20 protein-coding genes are annotated in these 23645 nt (G+C 61.1%); 10 read left to right on the top strand and 10 right to left on the bottom strand.

Annotated features, from left to right (window positions below):
- Positions 1–676 precede the first annotated feature (676 nt).
- The 3 genes from NMAG_RS00005 to NMAG_RS00015 all read left to right on the top strand — a co-directional run bounded on the left by NMAG_RS00005 (position 677) and on the right by NMAG_RS00015 (position 4461).
- Positions 677–2026 carry a Cdc6/Cdc18 family protein gene (locus tag NMAG_RS00005; RefSeq protein ID WP_004215785.1) on the top strand — a complete coding sequence of 450 codons (1350 nt, stop codon included), beginning with the start codon at positions 677–679 and terminating at the stop codon, positions 2024–2026.
- A gap of 263 nt (positions 2027–2289) precedes the next feature.
- Positions 2290–3573, top strand: coding sequence for a dihydropteroate synthase (gene folP, locus NMAG_RS00010; protein WP_004215784.1), 1284 nt, complete (start codon positions 2290–2292; stop codon positions 3571–3573).
- A 189-nt stretch (positions 3574–3762) separates the two neighbouring features.
- Complete coding sequence (locus NMAG_RS00015; RefSeq protein ID WP_004215783.1) at positions 3763–4461, top strand: 6-hydroxymethylpterin diphosphokinase MptE-like protein; 699 nt, start codon at positions 3763–3765, stop codon at positions 4459–4461.
- A gap of 741 nt (positions 4462–5202) precedes the next feature.
- Here the strand turns inward: NMAG_RS00015 and NMAG_RS00025 are convergent.
- Positions 5203–6381, bottom strand: coding sequence for a tubulin/FtsZ family protein (locus NMAG_RS00025; RefSeq protein ID WP_049916336.1), 1179 nt, complete (start codon positions 6379–6381; stop codon positions 5203–5205).
- Between the two features lie 368 nt (positions 6382–6749).
- On the opposite strand from NMAG_RS00025, the gene NMAG_RS00030 reads away from it, so the two are divergent.
- The 3 genes from NMAG_RS00030 (at position 6750) to NMAG_RS00040 (ending at position 10320) form a co-directional block, all read left to right on the top strand.
- Positions 6750–8549 carry an ABC transporter substrate-binding protein gene (locus tag NMAG_RS00030; RefSeq protein WP_004215781.1) on the top strand — a complete coding sequence of 600 codons (1800 nt, stop codon included), beginning with the start codon at positions 6750–6752 and terminating at the stop codon, positions 8547–8549.
- A 195-nt stretch (positions 8550–8744) separates the two neighbouring features.
- A complete protein-coding gene (locus tag NMAG_RS00035) occupies positions 8745–9626 on the top strand; it encodes a phosphatase PAP2 family protein (RefSeq protein WP_004215780.1) in 882 nt (293 codons plus the stop codon).
- 304 nt (positions 9627–9930) lie between these two features.
- On the top strand, positions 9931–10320 hold the full coding sequence (locus NMAG_RS00040) for a HalOD1 output domain-containing protein (protein ID WP_004215779.1): 390 nt from the start codon (positions 9931–9933) through the stop codon (positions 10318–10320).
- A gap of 146 nt (positions 10321–10466) precedes the next feature.
- On the opposite strand, the gene NMAG_RS00045 is transcribed toward NMAG_RS00040, so the two are convergent.
- From NMAG_RS00045 to trmB, 7 genes are all read right to left on the bottom strand, one after another.
- The gene (locus NMAG_RS00045; RefSeq protein WP_004215778.1) at positions 10467–11435 is read right to left on the bottom strand and encodes a sugar phosphate isomerase/epimerase family protein; all 969 of its coding nucleotides are present in this window, start codon (positions 11433–11435) and stop codon (positions 10467–10469) included.
- Positions 11436–11494: 59 nt separating this feature from the next.
- On the bottom strand, positions 11495–12562 hold the full coding sequence (locus tag NMAG_RS00050) for a Gfo/Idh/MocA family protein (RefSeq protein WP_004215771.1): 1068 nt from the start codon (positions 12560–12562) through the stop codon (positions 11495–11497).
- 97 nt (positions 12563–12659) lie between these two features.
- Complete coding sequence (locus NMAG_RS00055; protein WP_004215770.1) at positions 12660–13847, bottom strand: ABC transporter ATP-binding protein; 1188 nt, start codon at positions 13845–13847, stop codon at positions 12660–12662.
- Positions 13848–13866: 19 nt separating this feature from the next.
- A complete protein-coding gene (locus NMAG_RS00060; RefSeq protein ID WP_004215769.1) occupies positions 13867–15054 on the bottom strand; it encodes a carbohydrate ABC transporter permease in 1188 nt (395 codons plus the stop codon).
- The gene (locus NMAG_RS00065; protein ID WP_004215768.1) at positions 15054–16118 is read right to left on the bottom strand and encodes a carbohydrate ABC transporter permease; all 1065 of its coding nucleotides are present in this window, start codon (positions 16116–16118) and stop codon (positions 15054–15056) included. The genes NMAG_RS00060 and NMAG_RS00065 overlap by 1 nt, the downstream gene beginning before the upstream one ends.
- Entirely contained in the window at positions 16108–17526 is a 1419-nt protein-coding gene (locus tag NMAG_RS00070; RefSeq protein WP_004215767.1) for an extracellular solute-binding protein, read from the bottom strand. Before NMAG_RS00070 ends, NMAG_RS00065 begins: the two co-directional genes overlap by 11 nt.
- A gap of 442 nt (positions 17527–17968) precedes the next feature.
- The gene (gene trmB, locus NMAG_RS00075; protein WP_004215766.1) at positions 17969–19033 is read right to left on the bottom strand and encodes an HTH-type sugar sensing transcriptional regulator TrmB; all 1065 of its coding nucleotides are present in this window, start codon (positions 19031–19033) and stop codon (positions 17969–17971) included.
- Between the two features lie 242 nt (positions 19034–19275).
- On the opposite strand from trmB, the gene NMAG_RS00080 reads away from it, so the two are divergent.
- The gene (locus tag NMAG_RS00080; protein ID WP_004215765.1) at positions 19276–20295 is read left to right on the top strand and encodes a mechanosensitive ion channel family protein; all 1020 of its coding nucleotides are present in this window, start codon (positions 19276–19278) and stop codon (positions 20293–20295) included.
- Positions 20296–20447: 152 nt separating this feature from the next.
- Here NMAG_RS00080 and NMAG_RS00085 read toward each other — a convergent pair whose 3' ends face one another.
- A complete protein-coding gene (locus NMAG_RS00085) occupies positions 20448–20858 on the bottom strand; it encodes a universal stress protein (protein WP_004215764.1) in 411 nt (136 codons plus the stop codon).
- Between the two features lie 148 nt (positions 20859–21006).
- On the opposite strand from NMAG_RS00085, the gene NMAG_RS00090 reads away from it, so the two are divergent.
- Both NMAG_RS00090 and NMAG_RS00095 read left to right on the top strand, forming a co-directional pair.
- Positions 21007–21246: a DUF5816 domain-containing protein gene (locus NMAG_RS00090; RefSeq protein WP_004215763.1), complete on the top strand. Its 240-nt coding sequence runs from the start codon at positions 21007–21009 to the stop codon at positions 21244–21246.
- Positions 21247–21477: 231 nt separating this feature from the next.
- The gene (locus NMAG_RS00095) at positions 21478–21789 is read left to right on the top strand and encodes a DUF7116 family protein (protein WP_004215762.1); all 312 of its coding nucleotides are present in this window, start codon (positions 21478–21480) and stop codon (positions 21787–21789) included.
- 182 nt (positions 21790–21971) lie between these two features.
- Here the strand turns inward: NMAG_RS00095 and NMAG_RS00100 are convergent, their stop codons facing one another.
- Positions 21972–23186 carry a pyridoxal-phosphate-dependent aminotransferase family protein gene (locus NMAG_RS00100; protein WP_004215761.1) on the bottom strand — a complete coding sequence of 405 codons (1215 nt, stop codon included), beginning with the start codon at positions 23184–23186 and terminating at the stop codon, positions 21972–21974.
- A gap of 240 nt (positions 23187–23426) precedes the next feature.
- Between NMAG_RS00100 and NMAG_RS00105 the strand changes: the two genes are divergently transcribed.
- On the top strand, positions 23427–23627 hold the full coding sequence (locus NMAG_RS00105; protein ID WP_004215760.1) for a dodecin: 201 nt from the start codon (positions 23427–23429) through the stop codon (positions 23625–23627).
- The last annotated feature ends 18 nt before the right edge of the window (positions 23628–23645 follow it).

Here is a 23645-nt window from a genome sequence, read left to right on the forward strand (position 1 = left end):
GTTACTCACTTCTCTCTAGTTCTAGAACACACATGTTGAATACAACGAACAGCATGTGTGTTGGAGTAGTACACCACTCGAAACGGACGTTTTGCCGTAGAGAGAACGTGTCGACAGCCTGGTGAGGGGGGACACACCACCCTCGCGTTTGTAACGCTGTATGGCTAGGGGGGTTCTGTTTTGCAACACACCTATGTCGCGAGTGAAAAATCCGCCAGGTTACCGGTCATATTCTCCGAAATCTGGGGATCAGTCAGACCCTCCCCCACCCTTTCGGCGTTACATCCGCGACGGGGGTGTGTGTCCCGAACGGCTCGTCGTTCGTCCGGCGCGTCAGACATCGGTGCTAGTTTTGTCGCTCAGTGGGCGTGGATTCTACACCGATCTTCGTTCACACGCTGCTTTCGGAACCGGATTCAAAACGGGCATCTTTGGCCTTCGATTGGACTGCAGTCTTGCGAATTTACATCCGCGACGGGGGTGTCGGTGTCGGCGCCACAGTGACCGCTACTTGTTGCTTTCCACACGGCAGTTAGAAGCGCGAGGGCGGCTATTTCATCGCTCGCGCCTGAATCGGCGTGTTATGGCGGATACAGTCTCGAACACATGCTATTTACATCCGCGATCGATCTCCATACCTTTATTTCAGTCCAGTTGGAAGACACCCGGTACTGCAATGTCCGCCAACGACGATCGCGACCCACTCTTTCGGTACGACGATCCGGTCTTTGCCGACGAGCGATTGCTCGAAATCACGCATCTGCCCGGTCCGGACCGCATCGTCGGCCGGGACGAACAGATGCAACGGGTAGCGGACGCCCTGAATCCGGCCATCTTCGGGAGCGAGCCCAACCACCTGTTCATCTTCGGCAAGACCGGGACCGGCAAGTCGCTCATTTCGCGCTCGGTGACAAAGCGCGTGATCAGCGAAGCACGCCGGGACGACGTGACGGTAAAGTACGCCTTCATCGACTGTGGCGAACAGAACACCGAAGCCTCGATCATCAAGACGATCGCCCAACTCGTCAACGACTCGAGTGAAAGCGGGATCACGGTTCCCGACCGCGGCCTCGGAACCGGCGACTACTACAAGCGCCTCTGGCAGGCCGTCGACCGCTGTACTGACGTGACGATCGTTATTCTGGATGAGATCGACATGCTCGAGGACGACGAAGTCCTCCGCAAACTCTCGCGTGCGGGCGAGAACCGTCGCATTTCGGACTCGAGTATCGGGATCATCGGCATCTCGAACAAGATCGACTTTCCGGACCATCTCTCCGAGCGCGTCAAGTCGAGTCTTTCGCGGGACGAACTCGTCTTCTCGCCGTACGATGCAAATCAGCTCGTCGAAATCCTCGAGAAGCGCCGCGACGCGTTCCACGACGGCGTGCTCTCCGGTGACGTAATCCCACTCACGGCCGCGCTCGCGGCACAGGAACATGGAGACGCGCGGAAGGCAATCGACATCCTGCGGAACGCGGGTCGGATTGCGAAGAAGCAGAACGCGACGCGCGTGACGGCGGATCACGTCCGCGACGCGAAGGAGAAGACCGAGGCCGACCGGTTCAACGAACTCATCGAGGGCTCCCCACAGCAGGCCAAAGCGATTCTGTACTCGCTGACGCTGCTCACCGAGAACAGCACGGAAAAGGAGTTCCCGACGAAGATCATCTACAACCAGTATAAGGAGGTCGCGAACCGACTCGACTTCGACGTGCTCTCCGAGCGCCGGGTCCAGGAAATCCTCCAGGAGCAGAACTTCCTCAACGTCATTCAGTCCGAACGCGAGGGGCGGGGACGCGGGCGCGGGGCGCACGCGAAACATCGACTCCTCGAGAACCCGTCGATAGTCAAGAAGGTGCTGCTGCGAGATTCGCGACTCGCGCCGCTGGAAGAGGGTGGTCGTGATGCAGGCGAGTCCGAGACGGACGGCGAACGCACGGGGAAGAACGATTCAACTGACGAACACGAGAGAGCGGAGGAGTCGGGGTCCGACGAACAGTCGAGTGTCGGCCACTGGTCGTAACGAGACCATCGTTACGGTAGAGTTGGCTCACGTGGTACTCGTATTATGCTGTACACGCACGTCAGATCTCATTCACCAGATCCAAATTCAGTGGATGTGGTTCACTTATAAACCAGACTCTTCCCGTTTATGGAGTGGTCGTGACAGGATGTTTGAGTACAGCCAGTGGGACTGACTGCTGGGGGGGAACGCAACTGCCCGAGTACACCTGTATCCCTCACCGCAACCGCGTTGATTTTCAGTCTTCGCTCCTCACTCCGGGTATGAACAGTGTCGACGCGGCCGGGCTCGGCATCGGCGACGAGCATCCGCCGCGGATCATGGGTGTGTTGAACGTCAGCGAGGAATCCCCCTACGATCCGAGCGTCTACGACGACCCCGGCGAGGCTGCCCAGTACGTCGACGAGGAACTGATCGGTGAAGGCGCGGACATCGTCGACATCGGCCTCGAGTCCGCGAACAAACGCTTCGACGTACTCTCAGCCGAGGAGGAACTCGAGCGTCTCCACATTGCACTCGAGACCATCGAGAGCGTCTCCGGTGACGCAATCTTTTCGATCGAGACGCGCTACCACGAGGTCGCCGAGGAGGCGCTCTCGCAGGGCTTCGACATGGTCAACGATATCGCGGGCTTTGCCGACCCCGACATGCCGACGGTCTGTGTGGAGTACGACGCTGCCGTCGCGAAGATGGCGAGTCCGCCAGATCTCGAGCGCCCAGGCGCGGTCGAGGAAACTGACTGGGCGGCTCGAAAGTCGCCTGACTGGGCGACACAGGCCGACTACGTCGATCAGGTTTACGAGGCGCTGAAACAGAACGGTCTCACGGACAAGACGATTATCGACCCCGCGTTTGGCGGCTGGAGCGAGGCACAGACGCTCGCGGACGACCAGGAGACGTTCCGCCGCCTTCGGGAGTTTCGCGCTCTCGGCCAGCCGATGCTGGTCTCGATCAACCGGAAGAACTTCCTCGGCTCGATTGCAGACCGCGAGACCGAAGAACGACTCCCCGTCAGCCTCGCAGCGACCTCGATGGCGGTCGAACGCGGCGCACACGTCATCCGAACCCACGACGTGGCCGAGACGCGTGACGCAGCGCTCATTGGGTCGGCGTTTTCCGAGCGTGCGAGCGTCTCCACCGGCTCGGTGACCGTCTCACGCCTCGACACTCACACCTCGCGGACGTTCGAACGCCAGCTTCGAGAGCGCGGTGTCGACCCTGAACTCGTGGGCACGGTACAGCCACAGGTACTCGAGTTCACCGGACTCTCGTCGAGTCAGTTTGACGAGCTTACAGCGGCGGTCGAGACGGTTCGTGGGGAAGTGACAGCCACTGGTTGCCAGGATGACAGTGGCAGTGGTAATAGCCCTGACGGGGACGGTGTTGGGAACGGTTCCGGAGGGAACATTTCGGTGCAGCGAACAGTCGACGAGGAGACGATTTTGCTCGGCTCGACGGATTCAATAAGTGCTGTTTCCGCACGGCTTGCGGCCTCAGATGGCGAAATTGAACCGATCGGTGACGAACTCGACAATCTGCTGCAGTAAGAGAAAGCTTATACCGAAGGCTTCGAAATGAAAGAGTGGACGCCGGGCGGCCTCCCGGGTAGGGGTACTTTGGAGGCGACTCCCCGGCCCACAACTCAGAATTATTGGGACACTACGTTGCACAGTGACGACGCTGTCGGGTAACCGAACGACACAAACCGCCAGCAACCGAGTCTCCGACAACCGACAATGGAGTTCGAGACCTGGGAACCCGTCTACGATACTATCTGCCGAGACTTCGGCTATCCCCGCGAGGGAGACGAACAAGCCCGTGACATCCTCGCCTCGCTCACCACGTCGTTCGACCTCGCACACCTCGCCGCGGTCGACGACGCCACCGTTGCCATCGCCGGTGCCGGCCCCTCACTCGAGACGGAGGGGGCACTCGAGTCCGCTCGTGAAGCCGATGTGGTTATCGCGGCGTCGACGGCTGCCGACGTGCTTGCCGCCCACGATATCCCGGTCGACTGTATGGTGACCGACCTGGACAAGAACCCGGAGACAGTGACACAGCTCACGGCGGCCGGCGTGCCGGTAGCGGTCCACGCTCACGGCGACAATATCCCCGCCATTCGGCGCGTCGTTCCCGACTGTGACGACGAGTTCGTCCTCCCGACGACGCAGGCTGCGCCGAGCGGGCCAGTACGGAATTTCGGCGGCTTTACGGACGGTGACCGGGCCGCGTTTCTCGCGGATCACCTCGGTGCGGCCCGCCTCGTCTTCGTCGGCTGGGATTTCGACGACGAGTCCGTGGATGCGGTGAAGGCGGACAAACTCGAGTGGGCCGAGCGACTACTGTACTGGCTCGAACAGCGCCGCGGCGAGCGGTTTGCGGTGCTCGACGAGCGGCGTGCCGAGATCGACGTGAGCGCGCTGGGGTTCGAGTGATTCAGAGGTGGTGGTGGGTGGCCATGGAGCGGTCGAACGCCTGGGTGAGCGACCGGCTATCTACTGGCAACTGACTGGCAATTGACTGGCAACTGAACCAGTAGCCCGACTAATAGGTGCGGGCCCACCGACGGCGGTGGACTGCGCCCCAGACACAGAACTCGATGTAACTGAATCGGTGTTCACTCGATACGATACGTCACGACATCTGTACAGCCACACGTCGGACACTCGGTGTCGGGCGTCTCCGTCGTCCGCCCGCACCGGCGACACTCCTCGATGGTCGTCACGCCATCGGATCCAAGTAGAACCGATTTGACTGCCGCTCGCACTGATCGCCCCGTACTCGAGTTCGCGTTCGAATTCGATTTCGATCCCCGCTGATGCTGTCTCGGCATATCACGTCGATCAGTTGTATCATAGTTCGTTATTGTTCGACTACGATGACTGACATGGATGGAAACCAGTCATCGACTCGAAGGGAGGCGTAACGGTATCTTCGAATGCACCACATACTGCGGTCGAGACGGAGTCAAACGGTCGTTTCGTGCTGTACTGTGGATGCGTGGTCGCCGGTGTCGCCGAACGCCTGGCCGCTTCGCTGGCAGTGTCGTTGGAATCAGTGGTGGTGAACACCAGAGACGATTCGTCGAGAACTCGAGTCCACACTCGAATGCGAAATCCGTCGTGGACTGCTGTATCGAATACTGCTGTGTCGACCGTCAGTCGGTTGGTTCTGCGTCAGAACAGTGCATCGAGTTCGCCGCCCGTGTCGACCAGCGAGGCGAAGTCGTCCTGTGCTCGTGCGCGGACGTTTTCGGTGGTTTCCTGGGCCTCGATGGCGACCTGCTGAAGCTGGTCGATCCGCGGGACGTCGGTAACACCCGAGAGGAGGACGACCGCGCCGACCTCGTCCTCGCCAGGGAGTGGGTAGTCACCGCCACGGATCTCCATGCTGCCGGTCTCGTCTTCGAGCCACTGGCGGCCGCGCTCGACGCCCTTTCGATTCAGGTGTTCCGGTGGGCCAGTCGCGACGACGAGACCACGGTCGGCGCTTGCGGCATCTGCTGGGAGGGTAAGTCTGCCGAGCGTCGACTTGCGGACGAGGCTCGTCATGCGATTCGTTGCGGTGCCCTCGTCGAACTCCGTCTCGGAGCGCAGCGACGAGAGGAGACCACTCGAGTCGTCCTCGATGACTTCGCTGGCGTAGCCGATCGTCGAGATGCCGTTCCCGTTCCCGTTCCCGTTGCCGAGCGTGTTGATAATCTCCGAAGAGTCGACGACGCTCTCGGCGACGTGGTCGCCGTGGCCGACTTCGCCGGCTGCGAATAGCAGTCCGAAGCGCTCGACGATTTCCCGGTTGATCCGATCGTAGCCGCTGCCGACGGACTCGCCGGCGCTGCGCCAGGCGTCGTTGTCGAAGACGAGGAGATTGTCGACTTCGTGGACGAAGGTTTTGAACGACCGCGCGGCGTTGAGGGTGTAGATACCACCCTCGTCGGTGCCGGGGAGGATACCGAGGCCGTAGACGGGCTCGGTGTAGATGCGCTTCAGGTGTTGGGCGAGTACGGGTGCACCGCCCGAGCCGGTGCCACCGCCCATTCCGGCGACGATCAGGAACGCGTCGATCTCGTGGACCTGAATGCGATCGATCGCACCCTGGATCTCGTCGATATCTGCCTCGGTGACTTCCGCGCCGAGTTCGTTGTCCGCTCCAACGCCGTGACCTTTCACGCGCGCCTGGCCGATCAGAACACGATTCTTCTGTGGAACGCGATCGAGTCCCTGCAGATCCGTCGTCGCGGAGTTGACCGCGATTGCGGCCTCGACGAAACTGTTGTCGATGGCGCTGTCGTACGCCAGGAACTCGTCGACGATCTTTCCGCCTGCTTGCCCAAAGCCGATGAGTGCGAGCTTCATGATTGTCTCTCGTGGCCGCTCTCCACCCGGTTGGCCGCCGTTTTCGTGCAGCGACTGCGACACCGGGGTGTGAACGGGTGCCACAGAACGACAGTGATCAGTTTCGGCTATTGTTATGGCCGCCATACGAATGGAGGAAAGAGACTCAGTAATCGAATACACTCATGAGTTCATGATAGTCACTGATTAACGACGGTCTGATTCGGCCCAATTCACGGTCACTCGAGTCGAGTGTCAGTGTCAGTGTCAGTGTCAGTGTCAGTGTCAGTGTCAGGTGTGCGGGTTGATGACTACCAGTCTGTGGCGTGACATGGATCTATCGCTGTGAAAGTAAGTCCTATACATCGTGGTTGCGTATCAACCGAGATATGAAACGGGTCGCTCCGTCGGTGACACGACGGTCCCTCCTTGCCGGCGCAAGCGGTGTCGGGTTGAGCGCACTCGCCGGGTGCTCGGAGCGATTCTGGTCGCGAGCGGAGAACACGGGCCCTGATCAGGTCGAACTCACGATTAAGACGGTCCCTGCCGACGACGACGCGATCGCGGCGACGATCATGAGTCAACTTCGCGAAAATTTCCAGGCCGCTGGCATCGATGCGACCCACGAGCCGATCGCCGAAGCGGAACTGTACCGTGACGTTCTCATCGACGGCGATTACGACGTCTTCGTCCTCAAACATGCCGGACTCGACGAGTACGACGCCCTCCATGGACTGCTTCACTCGCAGTTTGTCACCGAACGGGGCTGGCAGAATCCGTTCCAGTTCTCCGATATTCACGCAGACGAGTTGCTCGACGAGCAACGGGCAACTGACAGGGCAGAGCGCGAAGAGACACTGACTGAACTGTTCAACTATCTGTTAGAGACGGTGCCGTTCACCGTCGTCGCCTACCCCGACCGCCTCGGCGGTACTCGCGAGACACTCTCGGTCTCACGACCACCGCGGCGCGCAATCGAAATCATCGATATTCTCTCACAGGAGTTCGAGGATGGCCCCTTCGACCGGCCGCTCGAACTCGGCATCTACGGTGAGGCGCTGACGGACCGATTGAATCCTCTCATCGTCGACCGTAACCGAGTGCAGGGGTTGATGGAATTACTGTACGACCCGCTCGCCCGCCAGTCACTAACTGACGAGTCAGAGCCGGGCGAGCCAGCGACGTACAGCCCGTGGCTCGCCGAAGAAATCGAGTGGGACGAGGAGAGTTCGCTCACCGCGACGGTGACGCTTCGTTCTGACCTTCACTGGCACGATGGCGAACCGCTCGATGCCGACGACGTCGATTTCACGTTTCGGTTCCTCGGGGATACGTCCCTCGGAGCCGTCGATGGAACGATCCCGGCACCCCGGTATCGGGACAGACAGACGCTTATCGACGACAGTGATCGGATCGAGGTGCTCGACGATCGAACAGTTGTGCTCCCGTTCGGCTCTACCGCTCGCCCGGCTGCGACGCGTATCCTCTCGGTCCCGATCCTGCCCCAGCACATCTGGGAGCCACTATCCGAGGTCATCGCCGAGCGCCAAACCAGGGCACTCGTCCACGACAACGAGGAACCAGTCGGCTCCGGTCTCTTCGAACTCGTCGAAACATCGGCGGACGAACTCGTCCTCGAGCCGTTCGAAGATCACGTGCTTCGCTCGTCTACTGTTCCAAATCGCCCCAGTATCCTGGAACACTTCTCGCAGTTCGAGGGCATTCGATACCGAATTGATCCGAACGTCGGTGCCATGCTCGACGCGCTCGAAGACGGAGAGATCGATGTCACGGCCGGTGCAGTCCCTCCCGACTCGGCCGCACAACTCACCGATGCAGACGATGTCTCGATGGTCACCACCTCGACGAGTTCGTTCTACATGGTCGGGTACAACATCCACCACCCCGAACTCGGCAATCCAAACTTCCGACAGATCGTCTCACAGTTAATCGACCGCGAGTATGTCGTCTCTGAGTTCTTCAACGGCTTTGCATCAGAACCCACACGGAGCACTGGACTCTTTGGCTATCAGCAGTACAGTCAGGACGACGCTACCCTCGAGGGCACTACATCGACCAACCCCATCTCGGTATTCCCGGGATCTGACGGCGAAATCGATCCCGAACGCGTCAGGCAACTGTTCACCGAGGCCGGCTACCAGTACGACGATGACGTGTTACTCGAGTAACTGCCGTCGCGACCGGGCGACTGGATCGCCCGTCCGATTCCGCCTGACTCGCTGACGTCTCGAGTCCCATCTGCGCCGCTCGTCGCTTTCGGTGAATCATGCACTGGACTGGTGTGGGGTGACTCGCAATTGCCGATGGCACTGACTCAGGACCGGTCGCTATTAATGTGCTCCAGCCCTAGTTACTAGTCCCGCATGGCTCTCGTTAGCGTCGTGTTAGATCTCGCCCTCGTGGTTGCGGCGATGCTCGTCACGGCGACGCTTCTCATCGTCGGCCCGCGTCGAATCGCGGCTGCGCTCCAGGATGCCCGCTGGCGACTCGAGATGTGTTTGCTGCCGCTCGCGGTGCTGGCGTTTGTGCTGTTCATTCGGTGGTCGACTGTTGATATCGTTATCAGGATCGAACGCCGCGTGTTCGGAAACAATCTTTCGCCGCATCTGTTCGAATTGGAGCAGTTGCTCTTCCCGGTGAATCCGGTGACCGTCCTGCAAGCGTTCGCATCGCCAGTTGTCACCGAGTTTTTCGTGTTCGTGTACATCTACGGCTATGCGTTCTTGCTGTTGTTCCCTTTCATCGCGTACTTCGCGCTCGACGAGATGGATGACCTCTCGACGTTGATTCTGGCGTTTACAGTGAACTATGCGATTGGGCTGGCCTTCTACATCCTGTTTATCGCCTATGGACCACGCAACTACGACCCGTTGTTGTTCGAGCCGTTGCTCTACGATGTCTTCCCACAGGCCAGGTCGTTGACGAACCAGGTCAACCAGAACACGAACGTCTTCCCGTCGTTGCACACATCGCTGTCGATGACGGTGTTCTTCCTCGCGTGGTTGACACGCGAAAAGTACCCACTGTGGGTGCCGATTTCTGGTGTCCTGGCCATTAGTGTCGGCGTTTCAACGATGTATCTCGGCATTCACTGGTTCTCGGATGTCGTCGCGGGAACCGCGCTTGCACTGATCAGCGTCTACATCGGCCGCAACTACACGGTTCGGGGTATCCACCGGTCGATCCGTAGCTATCTCGATTCACAGCTTGGTAAGCGCGGACGCACAGACCAGAAATACGAGTGAGTGTGGCTGAGGCGGGTATGCGTGCACGAGTGAGCGTGAGGCGGGTATGCGTGCACGAGTGAGCGTGAGGTGGGTATGCGTGCACGAATGAGCGTGAGGCGGGTATGCCTGCCCTGACATCCGCGTTCCACCGTCGTCTTCACCACTCAGTAGCAACGCTTTCCGATCCCGATCAACCGGCCTTCGATATCAAACCCACCTGCATTCTGTTCCCCACGAAATAGACCGTTATAGCCCCTCTCCGAGCTGTCCCACAGTGAAGGGTGCCAGTATCCTTATCCCTTGGAGTCTCCTAGTCATCGATATGTCCTCCCCCGACGATACGTCGCCGCCGAAACCCGGAGTCGAGGATATCGTATCGCCAAGCCAGGCGATCATCGAAGCCGTCGCCGATCGAGAGGGAGTCGACCCAACCGAGATCGAACCGCCGGCGTACGACCCGCTGTACACCGTCATCAATCCAGAAGCACTCGACTCACTCTTCAGAGACGTCACACATGGCACCAGCGGTCAAACCCATCCTGTTCCTCACGCTACACCCCACGCTGACACCCCGGCCCAGACTGATCCTGACTCCGTCGGCCGAGTCGAACTCGAGTACGAGGGATATGCCGTCACCGTGTATAGCGACGGTCGGATCGAACTGGATGACGTGTCGGGTTCGGACGAGTCGGTTAGTGTTGGGAAAGAGTAGTTCTCGTTGTCGTTATCGTTGCCGTTGTCGTTGTCGTTGCCGTTGCCGTTGTCGTTGTTGTGGTCTTGTGTTTGCGTTCGCGTACGTGTTCGTGCTCGTGTTCGTGTTCGTGCTCGTGCTCGTGTCCACCTCACCTCCAACCCGTACTACTCTGCCCAGTACGCCTCCCCGGGTTCGGTCTCGAACAGCGCCCGCTGGAGGAGGTCGATGGCCTTCTCGAGTCCCTCGCGGGAACTCGTGAGCGAGTCCTCGTGTTCGATGCTGAGGGTGCCGTCGTAACCGACCATCCGCAGGGTTGAGACGATATCCTTCCAGTGGGTCTCGCCGTGGCCGTAGCCGACTGACCGGAACAGCCACGAGCGATTCGGTTCGTCGTCGTAGGCCGTCGTATCGAGGACGCCCTTCTCGCGGGCCTGCGCGTCGTAAATTTTGGTGTCCTTCGCGTGGACGTGATGGATCGCATCACGCTCGCCCAGATATCGAATCGCGTCGCTGATCGTAATTCCTTGCCAGTAGAGGTGTGACGGATCGAAATTTGCTCCGATCCGTTCGCCGGTTTCCTCGCGCAGGCGGGCCATCCCGTGTGGTTCGTAGACCAGCATGTTTGGGTGCATCTCGATGGCTACGTCGACATCGTGCTCGTCTGCGTGAGCAGCGATGTCTGTCCAGTAGTCGACGGCCACGTCCCACTGATAAGACAGCGCTTCGTCGTGCTCGGGCGGCCACGGTGCCGTGATCCAGTTCGGCACCTCGTCGTCCGGACCGCCCGCTGGCAGGCCCGAGAAGCAGGTGACGACGCCGACGTCGAGCTGGTCGGCCAGTTCGATCGCTTCACGGAGTTCGGTGTCGGCGGTCGCCGCGCGCTCGTCGTCCGGATGGAGCGGATTGTTGTGCGTCGCAAGCGCGCTGATCTCCAGTCCGTACTCCTCGAGGAGGTCGTGTACCGCCGCCTGTGCATCCGCATCGTGGAGGTACTCTGCACGAGGTAGATGGTCCTGTCCGGGGTGACCGCCGACGCCCGGCTCGAGTGCGTCGACGCCCTGTTCGGCGAGATACGAGAGCGCGCCCTCGAGTGACTCATCAGCGAGCGGTGGAGTGTGAACGCCGAGTTGCATACGAGACGACGAACGAGAAGCGGCGAGATAAAACGCGGGTGCGGCGGCCGACTGAACCGCTACTCGTCGAACGAAATGGTCGTCTTTGTATCGCTCGAGCGGTAGATTCCGTCGATGATTTCCTGTACCAACAGCGCCTGCTCGACGCTCCCGTTGCCGCCGTTCTTGCCGAGAACTCGGTCGAAGAACGCCCGTTGTTCGGCTGTGTGGGTATCGTTCTGGCGGGTGTCGATCGACGTATTCTCGAGATGTGGCGAGCCGCCAGTGCTCGCAGAGTGAATTGTCAACCCGCCCTCGAGCAGGTCGAATCGGGCCGCAGCGTCCGAGCCGTGGATGACGAACTTGTGATTTGCCGGTCGGTTCGTCGCCCAGGCGACTTCCAGACTGATCGTCCGGTCATCGGTACAGCGGACGAACGCACTCGCCGAGTCATCGACGTCGAACCCTCGCGGGCCGACATCCTCGCCCCACATATCCAGATAGGCGTACTCCTCGCGCGACCCGAACTCGCTTCGAGCAATGCCAGACACTTCCATGACTGGTGGGTACTCGAGTAGGTAGAGCGCGAGGTCGATGGCGTGGACGCCGAGGTCGATGAGTGCGCCGCCGCCGGCAATCTGTCGGCGAGTGAACCACGAGCCGCGGCCCGGAATACCCCGTCGGCGGACGTAGTTGGCTTCGACGTGGGTCACGTCACCGAGTGCGCCGCGGTCGATCCGGTCTTTGAGAATCTGGACGGTGTTCGCAAACCGGTTGTTGAACCCGACCATGCAGTAGCTGTCGGTCTCCCGCGCGGCTGTTGCGATTCGTTCGGCGCTCTCGTAGTTGTGGGCGAGGGGCTTCTCGAGGAGGACGTGGATCCCCTGGTCGAAGGCGTCGACGGCGTACTCTTCGTGGTACTTGTTTGGCGTCGTGATGATCACAGCGTCGACCGTTTCGTACAGCTCCTGGTGGTCTTCGTAGACATCGACGTTGTACCGTCTGGCGAACCGTTGTCTGGCTTCCGCGGCCACGTCCATTCCACCGACGAGCGGGACATTCAACTCGCGGAGGCGCTCGGCGTGGTACTGGCCGATGTTACCGAGGCCCACAATTCCGGTGTTGATGTCGGAGCGATCGTCTGTCATAGCGGGAATCTGTTAGCCGGTTTCGAACAAGTACACCATTTGTCGCTATACCAAACCTTGGGGGCGAACCACCTTTTGTCCATTGGTGGTGGGGGACTCACGTGTCGGCTTCCGTCGCGGCTGGGCCGGAGCCGCCGTCTGAGGGCTCCGTCAGGCCGTGTCGGAGTGCGTCGCCTGTCGCCGTCTCGAAGAGGTGGATCTTCGAGCGGTCGAGGACGACGTTGACGTCTTTCCCCTCGTGGATGTCGGTATCCGGCGTCACGCTCATCAGCAACTGATCCGACGCAGTCGCGGGGTCCTGTTCCATCGACCGGTCTGCGGCCTCCGAAAGGAGCAGATAGACGAACACCTCATCGCCCATCGGCTCCAGCACGTCAGCTGTCGCCCCCAGTTCGGCTGTCTGCTCGGCCACGCCATCAGCCGTCGCCACGAGGTGTACGTCCTCCGGCCTGACACCGAGCGTGAGCGTCTCGCCAACGTCCATCGACGGAACCAGCTCCGGCTCGAACGCCACGTCGACGTTCTCCGACTCGAACCCCGTCGCCGTGAGTTCTCCCTCCATAAAGTTCATCGATGGCGACCCGATGAACCCCGCAACGAACAGGTTCGCCGGCTCGTTGTAGCACTCGAGTGGTGGCGCGAGTTGCTGGAGTTTTCCTTCGTTGAGGACGGCGATTCGGTTCGACATGGTCATCGCCTCGGCCTGGTCGTGGGTGACGTAGATGATGGTCGTCCCCAGTTCGCGGTGGAGGCGCTGGAGTTCGGTTCGCATGTGGACGCGCAGTTTGGCGTCCAGGTTAGCGAGCGGTTCGTCCATGAGGAAGACGTCGGGGTTGCGGACGATGGCGCGGGCGATGGCGACGCGCTGGCGCTGGCCGCCGGACATCTCGTCGGGCATCCGGTCGAGCATGCCCTCTAACTGGACGATGTCGGCGGCCTGTTCGACGCGACGTCTGACCTCCTCGTCGTCGTACTTTCGTAACCGGAGGCCGAAGGAGATGTTCTCGAAGACGTCCATGTGGGGGAACAGCGCGATGTTCTGGAAGACCATCGCGACGCCGCGGTCCTTCGGGGCCAGGTTCGTCACCTCGCGGTCGCCGATGTAGACGTTCCCCTCGGTTGGCTTTGTGAGTCCCGCGACAGTTTCCATGGTCGTCGACTTGCCACAGCCAGAGGGGCCGACGAACGTGACGAACTCGCCGTCTTCGATCTCCATCGAGACGTCGTTGACCGCGGTGACGTCTTCGTAGCGTTTCGTGATGTGTTCGAGTTGAACGCGTGCCATAGTGTGGTTTCCTCCGTTTTCACTCCTTGAGCGCGCCTGCGGTCAGGCCGCTGACGATCTTTTCCTGTGCGATGATGACGAGAATCGCGACGGGGATCACCCCGATGATGCTCGACGCCGCCATCAGGTGATACATCACCTCGTACTGGCCCTGGTAGCCGAGGATGCCCTCGAGTATCGGGGCCCAGTTTTCCGGTTGGCCGTCGGTCATCAGGAACGAGAAGAAGAACTCGTTGTAGACGGCGATGAACGTCAACACGCCGGCGGTCGCGACACCAGGAGCTGACAGGGGAATGATGACCCGGAACAGCGCGCCGAGCCGCGTGGTTCCCTCGACGCGGGCCGCGTCCTCCAGGCCGTCCGGGATCTGTGAGTAGAACGTCGTGAGGATGAAGATGGCGAGTGGCATGAAGATCGCCGACAGGGGCAACACCATCGCGCCGGGCGTGTTGTAGAGACTGCCGTCGCCGGTAATCGGCTCGAGTGCGACGAACTGCGTGTTGAACAGGTCGTTCAGCGGGATGAAAAAGGCCGCTGGTGGGAAGAACGAGATCACCAGCACGAGCAGCATGAGCGGGATCTTTCCGGGGAACTGGAGCCGGCCGAAGGCGTAGCCCGCGAGGCTGGCGATGACCAGCACGACGATGGTCGAGGCCGTCGCGATCACGAAGCTGTTGAAGACGTACCAGTGGAATGGCAGCACCTGGAAGACCTCGACGAACGCACCGGGGTTGAAGCCGTTCGGCGTGAGGATGATGTCCTGTTGTTGTCCTTCTGGCGTCAGCGCGACCATGAGTAACCAGTAGAACGGGAACAGCGTCGTGAACAGGAAGAATATCGTCGCCGTGTAGAACATCGCCCGGTAGGCGCGGTCCGGGTTGGAAATCGAACTCGCAACCCAGCGCTGGAACGGGCCGCGGTCAAGTTCGGCGTCCTCGCCCTCCACGAGGACGTTGCTCTGCTGTTGGCCGGCCTCGGCTGATTGGCCGCCATCCGTCGCCGTCGCACCGTCATCCGTCGCCGTCGCACCGCCATCTGTCGCCGTCGCAGCCTGTTCGCGGGCGTACGCCCAGTGTTCGGGAACGCCGACGCCGTTGTCATCAGTGCTTGCTGGAGCGTCGGCTTCGGTTTCGGTTGGCGTCTCGTCGGTTTCTGTGCCGGTCGACGTCTCGTCGGTTTCTGTGTCGTCCGTCCTCTCGTCGGTCATCAGTAGATCCCTCCCTCGGTGTCGCGGAAGAAGAACACGTACACCGAGATGATCAGCCCGATCACGAGCGCGGTCGTGAACGCCACTGCTGCCGCAGTCGCGAAGATACGCGTCCCGCCGAACATAGCCTCGACGACGAGACACGTGAGCGACGGCACGGTCGTACAGCCCGCGGTCGACTCAATTAGCCCGTAGACGCGCATCGCGTCCATGGTGCGGAACAGCATCGCGACGAGCAGGGCCGGCAGGACGAGCGGCAGCGTGATCATCTTGAACCGCTGCCACGGCGAGGCACCCGCGACCCGCGCCACGTCGTACAGGCTCCGGTCGACGCTTTGGAGACCGGCCAGGATCAACAGCGCCATGAACGCCGCCGACTTCCAGATGTCCGCGATGAGAATGATAATGAACGAGTCACGACTGTCTGCCAGCGGGTCGGCCCCGAAGACACCGAGCCACTGCATGAGGTCGCTACCGAAGCCAACCTCGGGCTGGAACAGCAGGAAGAAGAGCATCCCCTGAATCACGATCGGCACCGCCCACGGGAGGATGATCGCGACCCGGACCCAGCGCCGTCCCCGGAAGTCCTGATCGAGCACGTACGCCTGCCCGAAGCCGATAACCGTCTCGAAGAAGACGCTGAGCACCGCGAACGCGAGCGTGACGAACAGCGCCTGCTGCAGGAACGGGACACCGAGTTCGACGAACGGGAACGAGGAGGTGACGCCGACGTCCAGGAACTGCCGGGCGAGTCGCGCGTTCCCCGTCAAAATGTCGACGTAGTTCTCGATACCGACGAACTCGCCGAGTGGCTCCGCCCCGCGCGTCTCGTCCGCCCGCAGAGACATGATGAACGTCATGATGAGCGGGTAGAACGCGATCAACGCGAGCAGGGCGAAGGCCGGAATCAGGAGGAGGTAGGCGTAGGCAGCCTCACTCAAATTCTCCATCCAGTTGACGACGGGGTTGCCGGTGCGGTCCTGTTCGGTGTCGAGGTCGGTCTGCGTGCCGATCCCACCCTCGAGGTCCCCTGTCTCGGTGCCGCCATCGGGTTCACTCACCATGTCGGGCTGCCACCTCCGATTCGCTACCCTCGAGGCGTCCGGCCAGGTCCTCCATGGCCTCGCTCGGCGACTTCGCGCCACGATAGGCCGCGTTCACCTCCTGGAAGATGAGCGCGGACTGCTCGGGCCAGACGTCCGTCACGGGACGTGGCACGGCGTTCTCCCCCGCCAGCTGGATCTGGTCGACGTAGCGTGCGATCGGACCGATCTCGTCGGGATCGGCCTCCTCGACCAGATCGATGTTCGGTGGGAGAAAGCCCTGCAACTCGAAGATGGTGAGCATGACCTCGTCGTGGGTGAACGCCTCGAGTACCTGCAACACCTCGTCGATCTGGTCGGTGTACGGACTGACGGTGAGATTCCAGCCCCCGAGCGCAGCAGCCGTGCCACCGACGCCCTCGAACTCGGCTTCGTCTTCGGAGACCGCGTACGGCTGTGTGATGACGCCAAGATCTTCACCGAAGGCGTCGTCTTCTCCCGTCGCAGCGATCGCGAACGGCCAGTTCCGGTTCGCGACCGCATCACCGCCCTCGAACGGGCTGAGTGACTCCTCCTCGGTCCACTGAACGATGGCCGACGGACAGATCTGTGGGTAGCCCTCGAGTGCGTGCTCGTCATCGTCCCCGTGAATGAACGCCCGCATCATGCGAATCGCGTCGAGGACGCTGTCGTCGGTGACGGTGATCGGACGGTCGCCGGCGGTGAACAGGTCCTCCGTGCCACCGAAGTAGCCGCCGCCCCAGGTCGACATGACCTCGTTGAACGTACAGCAGGCAAGCCCCTCGAATGCGGCCGCCTGTGTCGTGAGACCGTAGTTGAGTCCGGCCTCGTCCTGTGCGTCGGCGACCGCCTGCGAGAACGTTTCCCAGCTCGGCGGCTCCGTCGCCCAGTCGCTCGTGTCGTGGCCGGCATCCTCGACGAGGTCCTGGCGGTACAGCATCATCCCGAAGTCAGGAAACAGCGGCAGTCCGTGGATGTCGTCGGTCTCCGGATGGCGGGCCGTCTCGAGTACCTCGTCGAGATAGACGTCCTCGATCCGGTCGACCACGTCGTCGGGGAGTTCCTCGGTGAGGTTCGTCGTCTGCTCGCGCAGGATGAAGGGAATCGTCCAGCCCGTGTCCATCATGTGGATGTCGGGTGGCGCGCGGCCGGCTTGCAGGGTCGACTGGGCTTCCTGCATCCGCTGTGCGGAGTCGCTGACGACTGTCTGGACCTCGACCCTGATGTCCTCGTCGAGTCCGACGTCCCACAGCGCCTGCTGGACGTCGGGTTCGTCACCGTCGGTGTGTAGAATTTCCTCGAAGTCCGTCGCCCCGGTCATGATCACCGTGTCTGGATCGTGTCCGCGGCCAAGACAGCCAGCGATCGTCGTCGCCCCGACTGCCGTAGTCGCCGAGGCTGCGGCCACGAACGAACGACGGGAGACACGCGTGCCCCGCGTTCGAGACTGGTTGGAATTACCGGCGGAACCAGCAGTGGGCTGGTCGGAATTACCGGCGGAACCAGCAGTGGGTCTCGGTCCCATCGAACGTAACGTCACACCGCATACTATCTTAGTGGTTGGCTTGCATACGAGCCCTTAACCTGAACAGTCGCGTCTTGCAACCGGTGTAACCATTGATTACGAACGACTCTCTCAAGTGATATAACGGAGTTCTTCGTGGGGTCACGGTGGCGTGGCTCGCGTCTCGAGTAGAGGGGACAGCGCGCAGTGTACGCCATGTACACCATGTACACCATGTCGTGCCCACGTCGCGTCTATGGCCACGCTGAAAATAGCGTTTGTAGCACCAGCCGTTCGTCTCATTCAGCCGCCGGCCGACTCACAACGACCGCTCGATACCGTCCGCCTAGTCGTCGATCGACGGCGGTTTGTTGCGTCCGATGTGGATCTCGTGTCCCTCGATGTCCTCGAGTGCGGCGACGCGGCCACCGACGGTGACCTCCTCGCCTTCCTCGGTCTCGACGGTGAGGCTCGCGACCTCCTCGCTGACCTCGAAGGAGATGTCGAGGACGCGCCCGCGAACGATTCGGGTGCCGCCAACTTCGACATCGCGGCCCTCGATGGTGGCGTAGAACTCACCACCTTCCTCGATGAGGTCCTTCACGCAGCGTCGAATCGAGGCGTATCTGCGGGGGTAGGAACGCTTCGAGCCGTCCTCGCTCAGTGTCTCTTCGGCGGTCGTCCAGAGGACCGTGCCGAAGAAGCCGGAGACGAGGAAGCCGAGGGAGGAGCGGTTGAAGATGACGCCGTAGCGGTCCTGGTCGTCACGCAGGGCGTCCTGGGTCGCGTAGACGGAGTAGTTCCCGTCTGCGACGGCGATGACCGGCGTCGTGATCCCGCGTCGAGCGCGGACGGTCGTCGCGACGTTCTGGTACTCGAACTCCGCCGGTGTGGGTGCTTCGTCGGCTGGCGTAATGAGCAGATCCACGCTAACGCCGGCGTCGACGGCGTTGCGGAGTTCGTCCTCGAACCGGGTCAGCAGACCAGGTGTCAGCGACAGCGACAGTTCGTACTCCGCGGCGTCGATGACCTCCTCCAGGTATCGAAGGATCGTCGACCGGGACTTGACCAGCGAGACGGCCTCGGTGTCACGGGCGGGCGCGGTGTAGCGCGCCTCCAGTTCGTCGATCATCTGCTCGAGCGAACTCTGAACGTCGTCGAAGGCCTCGCCGGGATCGATCGCGACGACCTTCATCGGACGCGATTCGCGCAGTTCGACCAGTCCACGGTCGCTGAGGCTGCGGACGGTGTCGTAGACGCGGGGCTGTGGGATGTCGGTCCGGTCGGCAATTTCGCTCGCCGTGAGCTGGCCGTGCTCTAGAACGGTCAGATAGGCGTCGATCTCGTACTCGCCGAGGTTGAACCGATCCCCGACGCGCTCGACGGTCGAGCGCAGTTCGTCTGATGCCATACCCACACCTACGGTCCCGATGGATAAATGATTTATTATGCATCGAGTAGCATCTCTTTTCGAAATCAGGTTAGTTTCACGTTGGGTCGAAAGCGAGCGCCGTTCATGGCTTCTCACGACCTGTTCGAAGACCACACCGAGGGCTGAAAGCGGGGCCACGACCGCCACTGCACTCGCGTCGAAACTGAATACCCGAGTGTGCGGACAGAACCCTTAACCACTGCCGCCGTGAGTTTGTTCCCATGCTAGAGGACCTGCTGGAGGGGACGCGATCACCCGTCGAGGTGCTCCAGGACAACGTTCCCTTCGGTGTCAGCGAGGTCATCGTGGCAGTCGTCGTGCTGGTGATCGGCTGGTACCTCTCGAACGTCGTCGTCCGTCTCACTGGTCGGACCGTTGCTCGCCGAATCGAGCGGCCGAGCGTCACCCGAACGGTTCTCCGTGGGGTGCGAATCTCCGTGCTCGTCGTGGCGTTCGCCGTCGCGGCTGGCGTACTTGGCGTCGGTGATACAGAAATTCTCCTCTCGGTTACCGTTATCTCCGCCGTCATCGCCGTCGTCCTCGCACCGCTGGTCAGTAGTTTCGTTACTGGAATCTTCGTGCTCGCAGATCGGCCCTACGAAATCGGCGACATGATCGAAATCATCGACGAGGGCCACACCGGTTTCGTCGAGGACATCACGATCAGGTACACGAAAATTTTCACACTCGAGAACACCTTCATCGTGATCCCGAACTCGGAGATCTACAACCGTGATGTCATCAACTACTCCGCGGAGGACGAGCGGACGCGAATCTCGGTCGAGTTCGAGGTGACCTACGAGAGTGACCTCGAGGCTGCTCGTCGACACGCAGAGCGGGCGGCGCGAAGCGTCGACATGGTTATCGGCGGTGGTCCGGATATCCGGATTGGGAGCGCCCGATATGCGGCTGCGCCGGTCTGTACCATTGACTCCTACGCTGACAACGGAGTCGTGCTTACGCTGGCGTTCTGGGTCCAACACCCCTACAAACAGCGGATCGCCCGTTCAGAGGTCCAGTCGGCGGTCCGGTCACGCTTCGCGGATCTGGATATCGAGTTCGCGTACCCACACCGTCACCACGTCTTCGATAATACGACGGGTGTTGCCCGCGTTACGGTCGGCGATGGAGACGATGGCGACAGCCCCGCTCCCGGACACGAGCACAGAAACGCACACGATGCCGACCGCGAAGGGGAAGCGATACGGGCAGACTCCGATGTGGAGTCAGGCGACTCCTGACGGTAGCGGAGCAGAACGGGAGAATCACGATATATAGTTTAAAAGGACAATCGAAACCAGGGAACAGGAACTGCTTGTCGGCCGGAACGGCGGTAGCGGTTCCGATGATGAAAGAATAAGAAACGGTCCTGTCTGTCGTCAGTCCTTGCCCACTACGCGTGCGCGCTTTCGACAGTGACGACCTCGCAGTCGAGGTGTGTTCGCAGATAGCGGTCGATATCCGGATTGTCCGTCAACCGACGGAAGATGCGACGCAGGCGACTCGCCTGCTGGCTGCCGATAACGACGATATCAGCATCCTCGGCCGCAACCTCGTCGAGAATACTCTCTTCGACGAGGAACCCGGTTCGGACGACGTACCGGGCGTTCTCGATTGGCCCGATCGATCGCTCGACCGCGTTTTTTAGATCGATTCTCGTTACTTTCTTCCCGTTCTGATAGAGGTCCACATGTAGAACCGTGATCGCCGCATCGCGCTCGCGGGCGATCTCGATTGCCTCCTCGAGTGTCCGCCGCGAGTGTTTCGTCAGTGGATATCGAACGGGAACCACGACAAGCGCCATTACAGCATCGAACGATTCCCGCGCGGGTAAAGGTTTCAGTTAGTGCTACTCTCGTATGGGTAAGCCCATCATACTCACGCGATGGCGACTGCCGACGGGTGTCGCCGGGACAGACAGTCATTTACCGAGCGCGTGAATACCCCACAGTATGCGATCGATCGTCACCGAGGACGGCGACACCGTCTTCATCTCGCAAACAGACGGCGATACGGGGTCGAAGGGCCCTTTCCTCGTCGTTTACGAAACGAGCGACGCTGACAGCCGCTATGGGTGGTTCTGTACGAACTGCGAGGATGTCGACAACGCGATGGACTCCATGGGCCGGATCAAGTGCAACCAGTGTGGGAACTTCCGGAAACCCACGGAGTGGGACGCAGCACACGAATAGGGCGGCTGATTCCGCCTCTCGTCGTGTCCCCACACTATCCCCGTCCGTTCTCGCCGTAATCTCTCGTTTTGCTAATTGACTATTACCGCCTTGTCGCTCCGTGACTGGAGACTGATTGTCAACAAAACACTGTATTGCGATTGCATTTGTCTCGTCGAACCCGAATTTGGGATTCGTACCAACATTTATGCTACTGGGTGACGTACCTCGATACGAATGGGTCCTGTTAACATGCGACTCGTCGAGCAGGCCAGGTCGATCTTCGCCGAGCTTGGATACACCGTCGAAGGAACCGGCCCCGAGTTTCGGGCCGAACGCGCGTGGAAAGTCGTCCACGTAAACACAGTCTTCGAGAACGCCGAACTTCCGTCCTCATCGTCGACCGAACAGTTCCACTGTTTCGTCGCCCACCCCGAGGACGCAGCCGATCTCGAAAACCAGCTTCTTAGCACAAACCCCAGCTACGAGTGGGCCATCATCGCCGTCGACGGGGACGACTATCAGGTCGAACGCGCCCCACCGGGACCGCGCGTCTCCGCCTGACTCGCGTCCCGTCGAGTCCCGTCCAGCCCGCACCGCACCCACACTCACCGCCACATTCCGACCCATTTTCACCATTTCTACGGCCGTGAGCGATCGGCCCGCCTGTCCTCCACGTATAGTGGTCACAGCACCTTGCTCACTCCACTCACTCAGAGTACCCCGATCACCGCCGATCACTCCACTCACTCAGAGAGCGCCCGTCGCACCGCCGACACACCCGCACCCGTGTCCACCGACGCACCGAGGGACTCGAGTACGTCGCCGAGTGCCGTCACGACGTAGATCACGTTCTCGGGCCGGGCGGAGTACCCCATACAGCCGATCCGGAAGATCTCTCCCTCGAGGTCGCCGAGACCGCTCGCGATCTCGAGATCGTAGCGTTCGATGAGTTCAGAACAGACCTCGCCGTCGTCGATCCCGTCCGGAACGCGGACCGCGTTGAGGCTTGGCAGCCAGAACTCGTCCGGCGCGTTCATCTCGAGTCCCATCCCCTCGACACCGGCTTTCAGCGCGCCGGCGAGTCGCTCGTGGCGCGCCCAGCGTTCTTCGATTCCTTCCTCGGCGACGAGTCGCAACGCCTCCCGAATCGCGTAGACGTTCGTGATCGGCGCGGTGTGGTGGTAGGCACGTTCGTCGCCCCAGTAGCCCTCGAGCAACGAGAGGTCGAGATACCACGAGCGCGGGTCCTCCTCACGCGAGAGGACCTTCTCCATCGCCTCGTCCGAGAGCGTGAGCGGACTCGCGCCCGGTGGACAGGAGAGACACTTCTGGGGCCCCGCGTACGCGACGTCGATATCCCACTCGTCGACGCGGAGTTCGACGCCACCGATCGAGGTGACGGTATCGGCGATGACGAGCGCATCGTGGTCGTGCGCGGCCGCAGTCAGCTCTGGGACGTTCGGCTGGAGCACGCCTGTACTCGTCTCCGCGTGAACGAAGCCAAAGACGTCGGGTTCGTGTTCGGCTACCGCGTCGGAAACGGTGGCTGGCTCGAGTGGTTCGCCCCAGGGCGCGTCGACTTCGACAACCTCACCGCCAGCCCGGCGTGCCATCGAGGCCATTCGGCCGCCGAAGTAGCCGTTCGTCGGCACGAGCATGGTGTCGCCTGGCTCGACGAGATTCCCGATTGCGGCCTCCATTGCAGCCGAACCGGTTCCAGAGACGGGAATCGTCCACTGATTATCCGTCCGGAAGGTGTAGCGAAGCAGTTCCTGCACCTCGTCCATAATCTCGACGAACGACGGGTCGAGATGGCCGACTAGCGGCGTGCTCATCGCCTGCAACACGCGCGGGTGCACCTCGCTTGGACCGGGTCCCATCAGTGTTCGATCCGGCGGCGTTAACTCGCTGATTGTCGACACATCGACCGACTCACTCGAATCGTCAGCGGTTGGCATAGATAGACGTGGTATCGGCTCCCTCAAAAACGTTCACGCCTCCCCTGTCTTTCGTGCCGTCGTTCCCACAACGCTGTCTTTCGTGTCGTCGTTCCCACAACGCTGTCTTTCGTGTCGTCGTTCCCACAACGCTGTCTTTCGTGTCGTCGTTCCCACAACGCTGTCTTTCGTGTCGTCGTTCCCACAACGATACACTGACCGCGTATCTTTATGCTCCCGTGTCAGGTAGTGACTGCCGCAATGGTTTTCAAGAAGATCACCCTTATCGGCACCAGCTCGGAAAGCTTCGACGACGCAGCGGACAACGCAATCGACCGCGCAGAAGAGACGCTCCAGAACGTCCAGTGGGCAGAGGTCGACGAACTGGGCGTCGAGGTCGCGACTGCAGACAATCGCGAGTATCAGGCTGAGGTCACCGTTGCGTTCAAACTCGAAGACTAAGCCTCCAGCCCCCATCAA

Source organism: Natrialba magadii ATCC 43099 (genome assembly GCF_000025625.1).
GTDB lineage: Archaea > Halobacteriota > Halobacteria > Halobacteriales > Natrialbaceae > Natrialba > Natrialba magadii.

Excerpts from the sequence above, each read along its gene's own strand:
- NMAG_RS00040 (WP_004215779.1), top strand. The coding sequence starts at position 9,931 with ATGTCCTCCCCCGACGATACGTCGCCGCCGAAACCCGGAGTCGAGGAT.
- NMAG_RS00005 (WP_004215785.1), top strand. The coding sequence starts at position 677 with ATGTCCGCCAACGACGATCGCGACCCACTCTTTCGGTACGACGATCCG.
- folP (WP_004215784.1), top strand. The coding sequence starts at position 2,290 with ATGAACAGTGTCGACGCGGCCGGGCTCGGCATCGGCGACGAGCATCCG.
- trmB (WP_004215766.1), bottom strand. The coding sequence starts at position 19,033 with ATGGCATCAGACGAACTGCGCTCGACCGTCGAGCGCGTCGGGGATCGG.
- NMAG_RS00045 (WP_004215778.1), bottom strand. The coding sequence starts at position 11,435 with ATGCAACTCGGCGTTCACACTCCACCGCTCGCTGATGAGTCACTCGAG.
- NMAG_RS00055 (WP_004215770.1), bottom strand. The coding sequence starts at position 13,847 with ATGGCACGCGTTCAACTCGAACACATCACGAAACGCTACGAAGACGTC.
- NMAG_RS00095 (WP_004215762.1), top strand. The coding sequence starts at position 21,478 with ATGCGACTCGTCGAGCAGGCCAGGTCGATCTTCGCCGAGCTTGGATAC.
- NMAG_RS00080 (WP_004215765.1), top strand. The coding sequence starts at position 19,276 with ATGCTAGAGGACCTGCTGGAGGGGACGCGATCACCCGTCGAGGTGCTC.
- NMAG_RS00100 (WP_004215761.1), bottom strand. The coding sequence starts at position 23,186 with ATGCCAACCGCTGACGATTCGAGTGAGTCGGTCGATGTGTCGACAATC.
- NMAG_RS00060 (WP_004215769.1), bottom strand. The coding sequence starts at position 15,054 with ATGACCGACGAGAGGACGGACGACACAGAAACCGACGAGACGTCGACC.
- NMAG_RS00015 (WP_004215783.1), top strand. The coding sequence starts at position 3,763 with ATGGAGTTCGAGACCTGGGAACCCGTCTACGATACTATCTGCCGAGAC.
- NMAG_RS00030 (WP_004215781.1), top strand. The coding sequence starts at position 6,750 with ATGAAACGGGTCGCTCCGTCGGTGACACGACGGTCCCTCCTTGCCGGC.
- NMAG_RS00035 (WP_004215780.1), top strand. The coding sequence starts at position 8,745 with ATGGCTCTCGTTAGCGTCGTGTTAGATCTCGCCCTCGTGGTTGCGGCG.
- NMAG_RS00085 (WP_004215764.1), bottom strand. The coding sequence starts at position 20,858 with ATGGCGCTTGTCGTGGTTCCCGTTCGATATCCACTGACGAAACACTCG.
- NMAG_RS00050 (WP_004215771.1), bottom strand. The coding sequence starts at position 12,562 with ATGACAGACGATCGCTCCGACATCAACACCGGAATTGTGGGCCTCGGT.
- NMAG_RS00025 (WP_049916336.1), bottom strand. The coding sequence starts at position 6,381 with ATGAAGCTCGCACTCATCGGCTTTGGGCAAGCAGGCGGAAAGATCGTC.
- NMAG_RS00090 (WP_004215763.1), top strand. The coding sequence starts at position 21,007 with ATGCGATCGATCGTCACCGAGGACGGCGACACCGTCTTCATCTCGCAA.
- NMAG_RS00065 (WP_004215768.1), bottom strand. The coding sequence starts at position 16,118 with ATGGTGAGTGAACCCGATGGCGGCACCGAGACAGGGGACCTCGAGGGT.
- NMAG_RS00105 (WP_004215760.1), top strand. The coding sequence starts at position 23,427 with ATGGTTTTCAAGAAGATCACCCTTATCGGCACCAGCTCGGAAAGCTTC.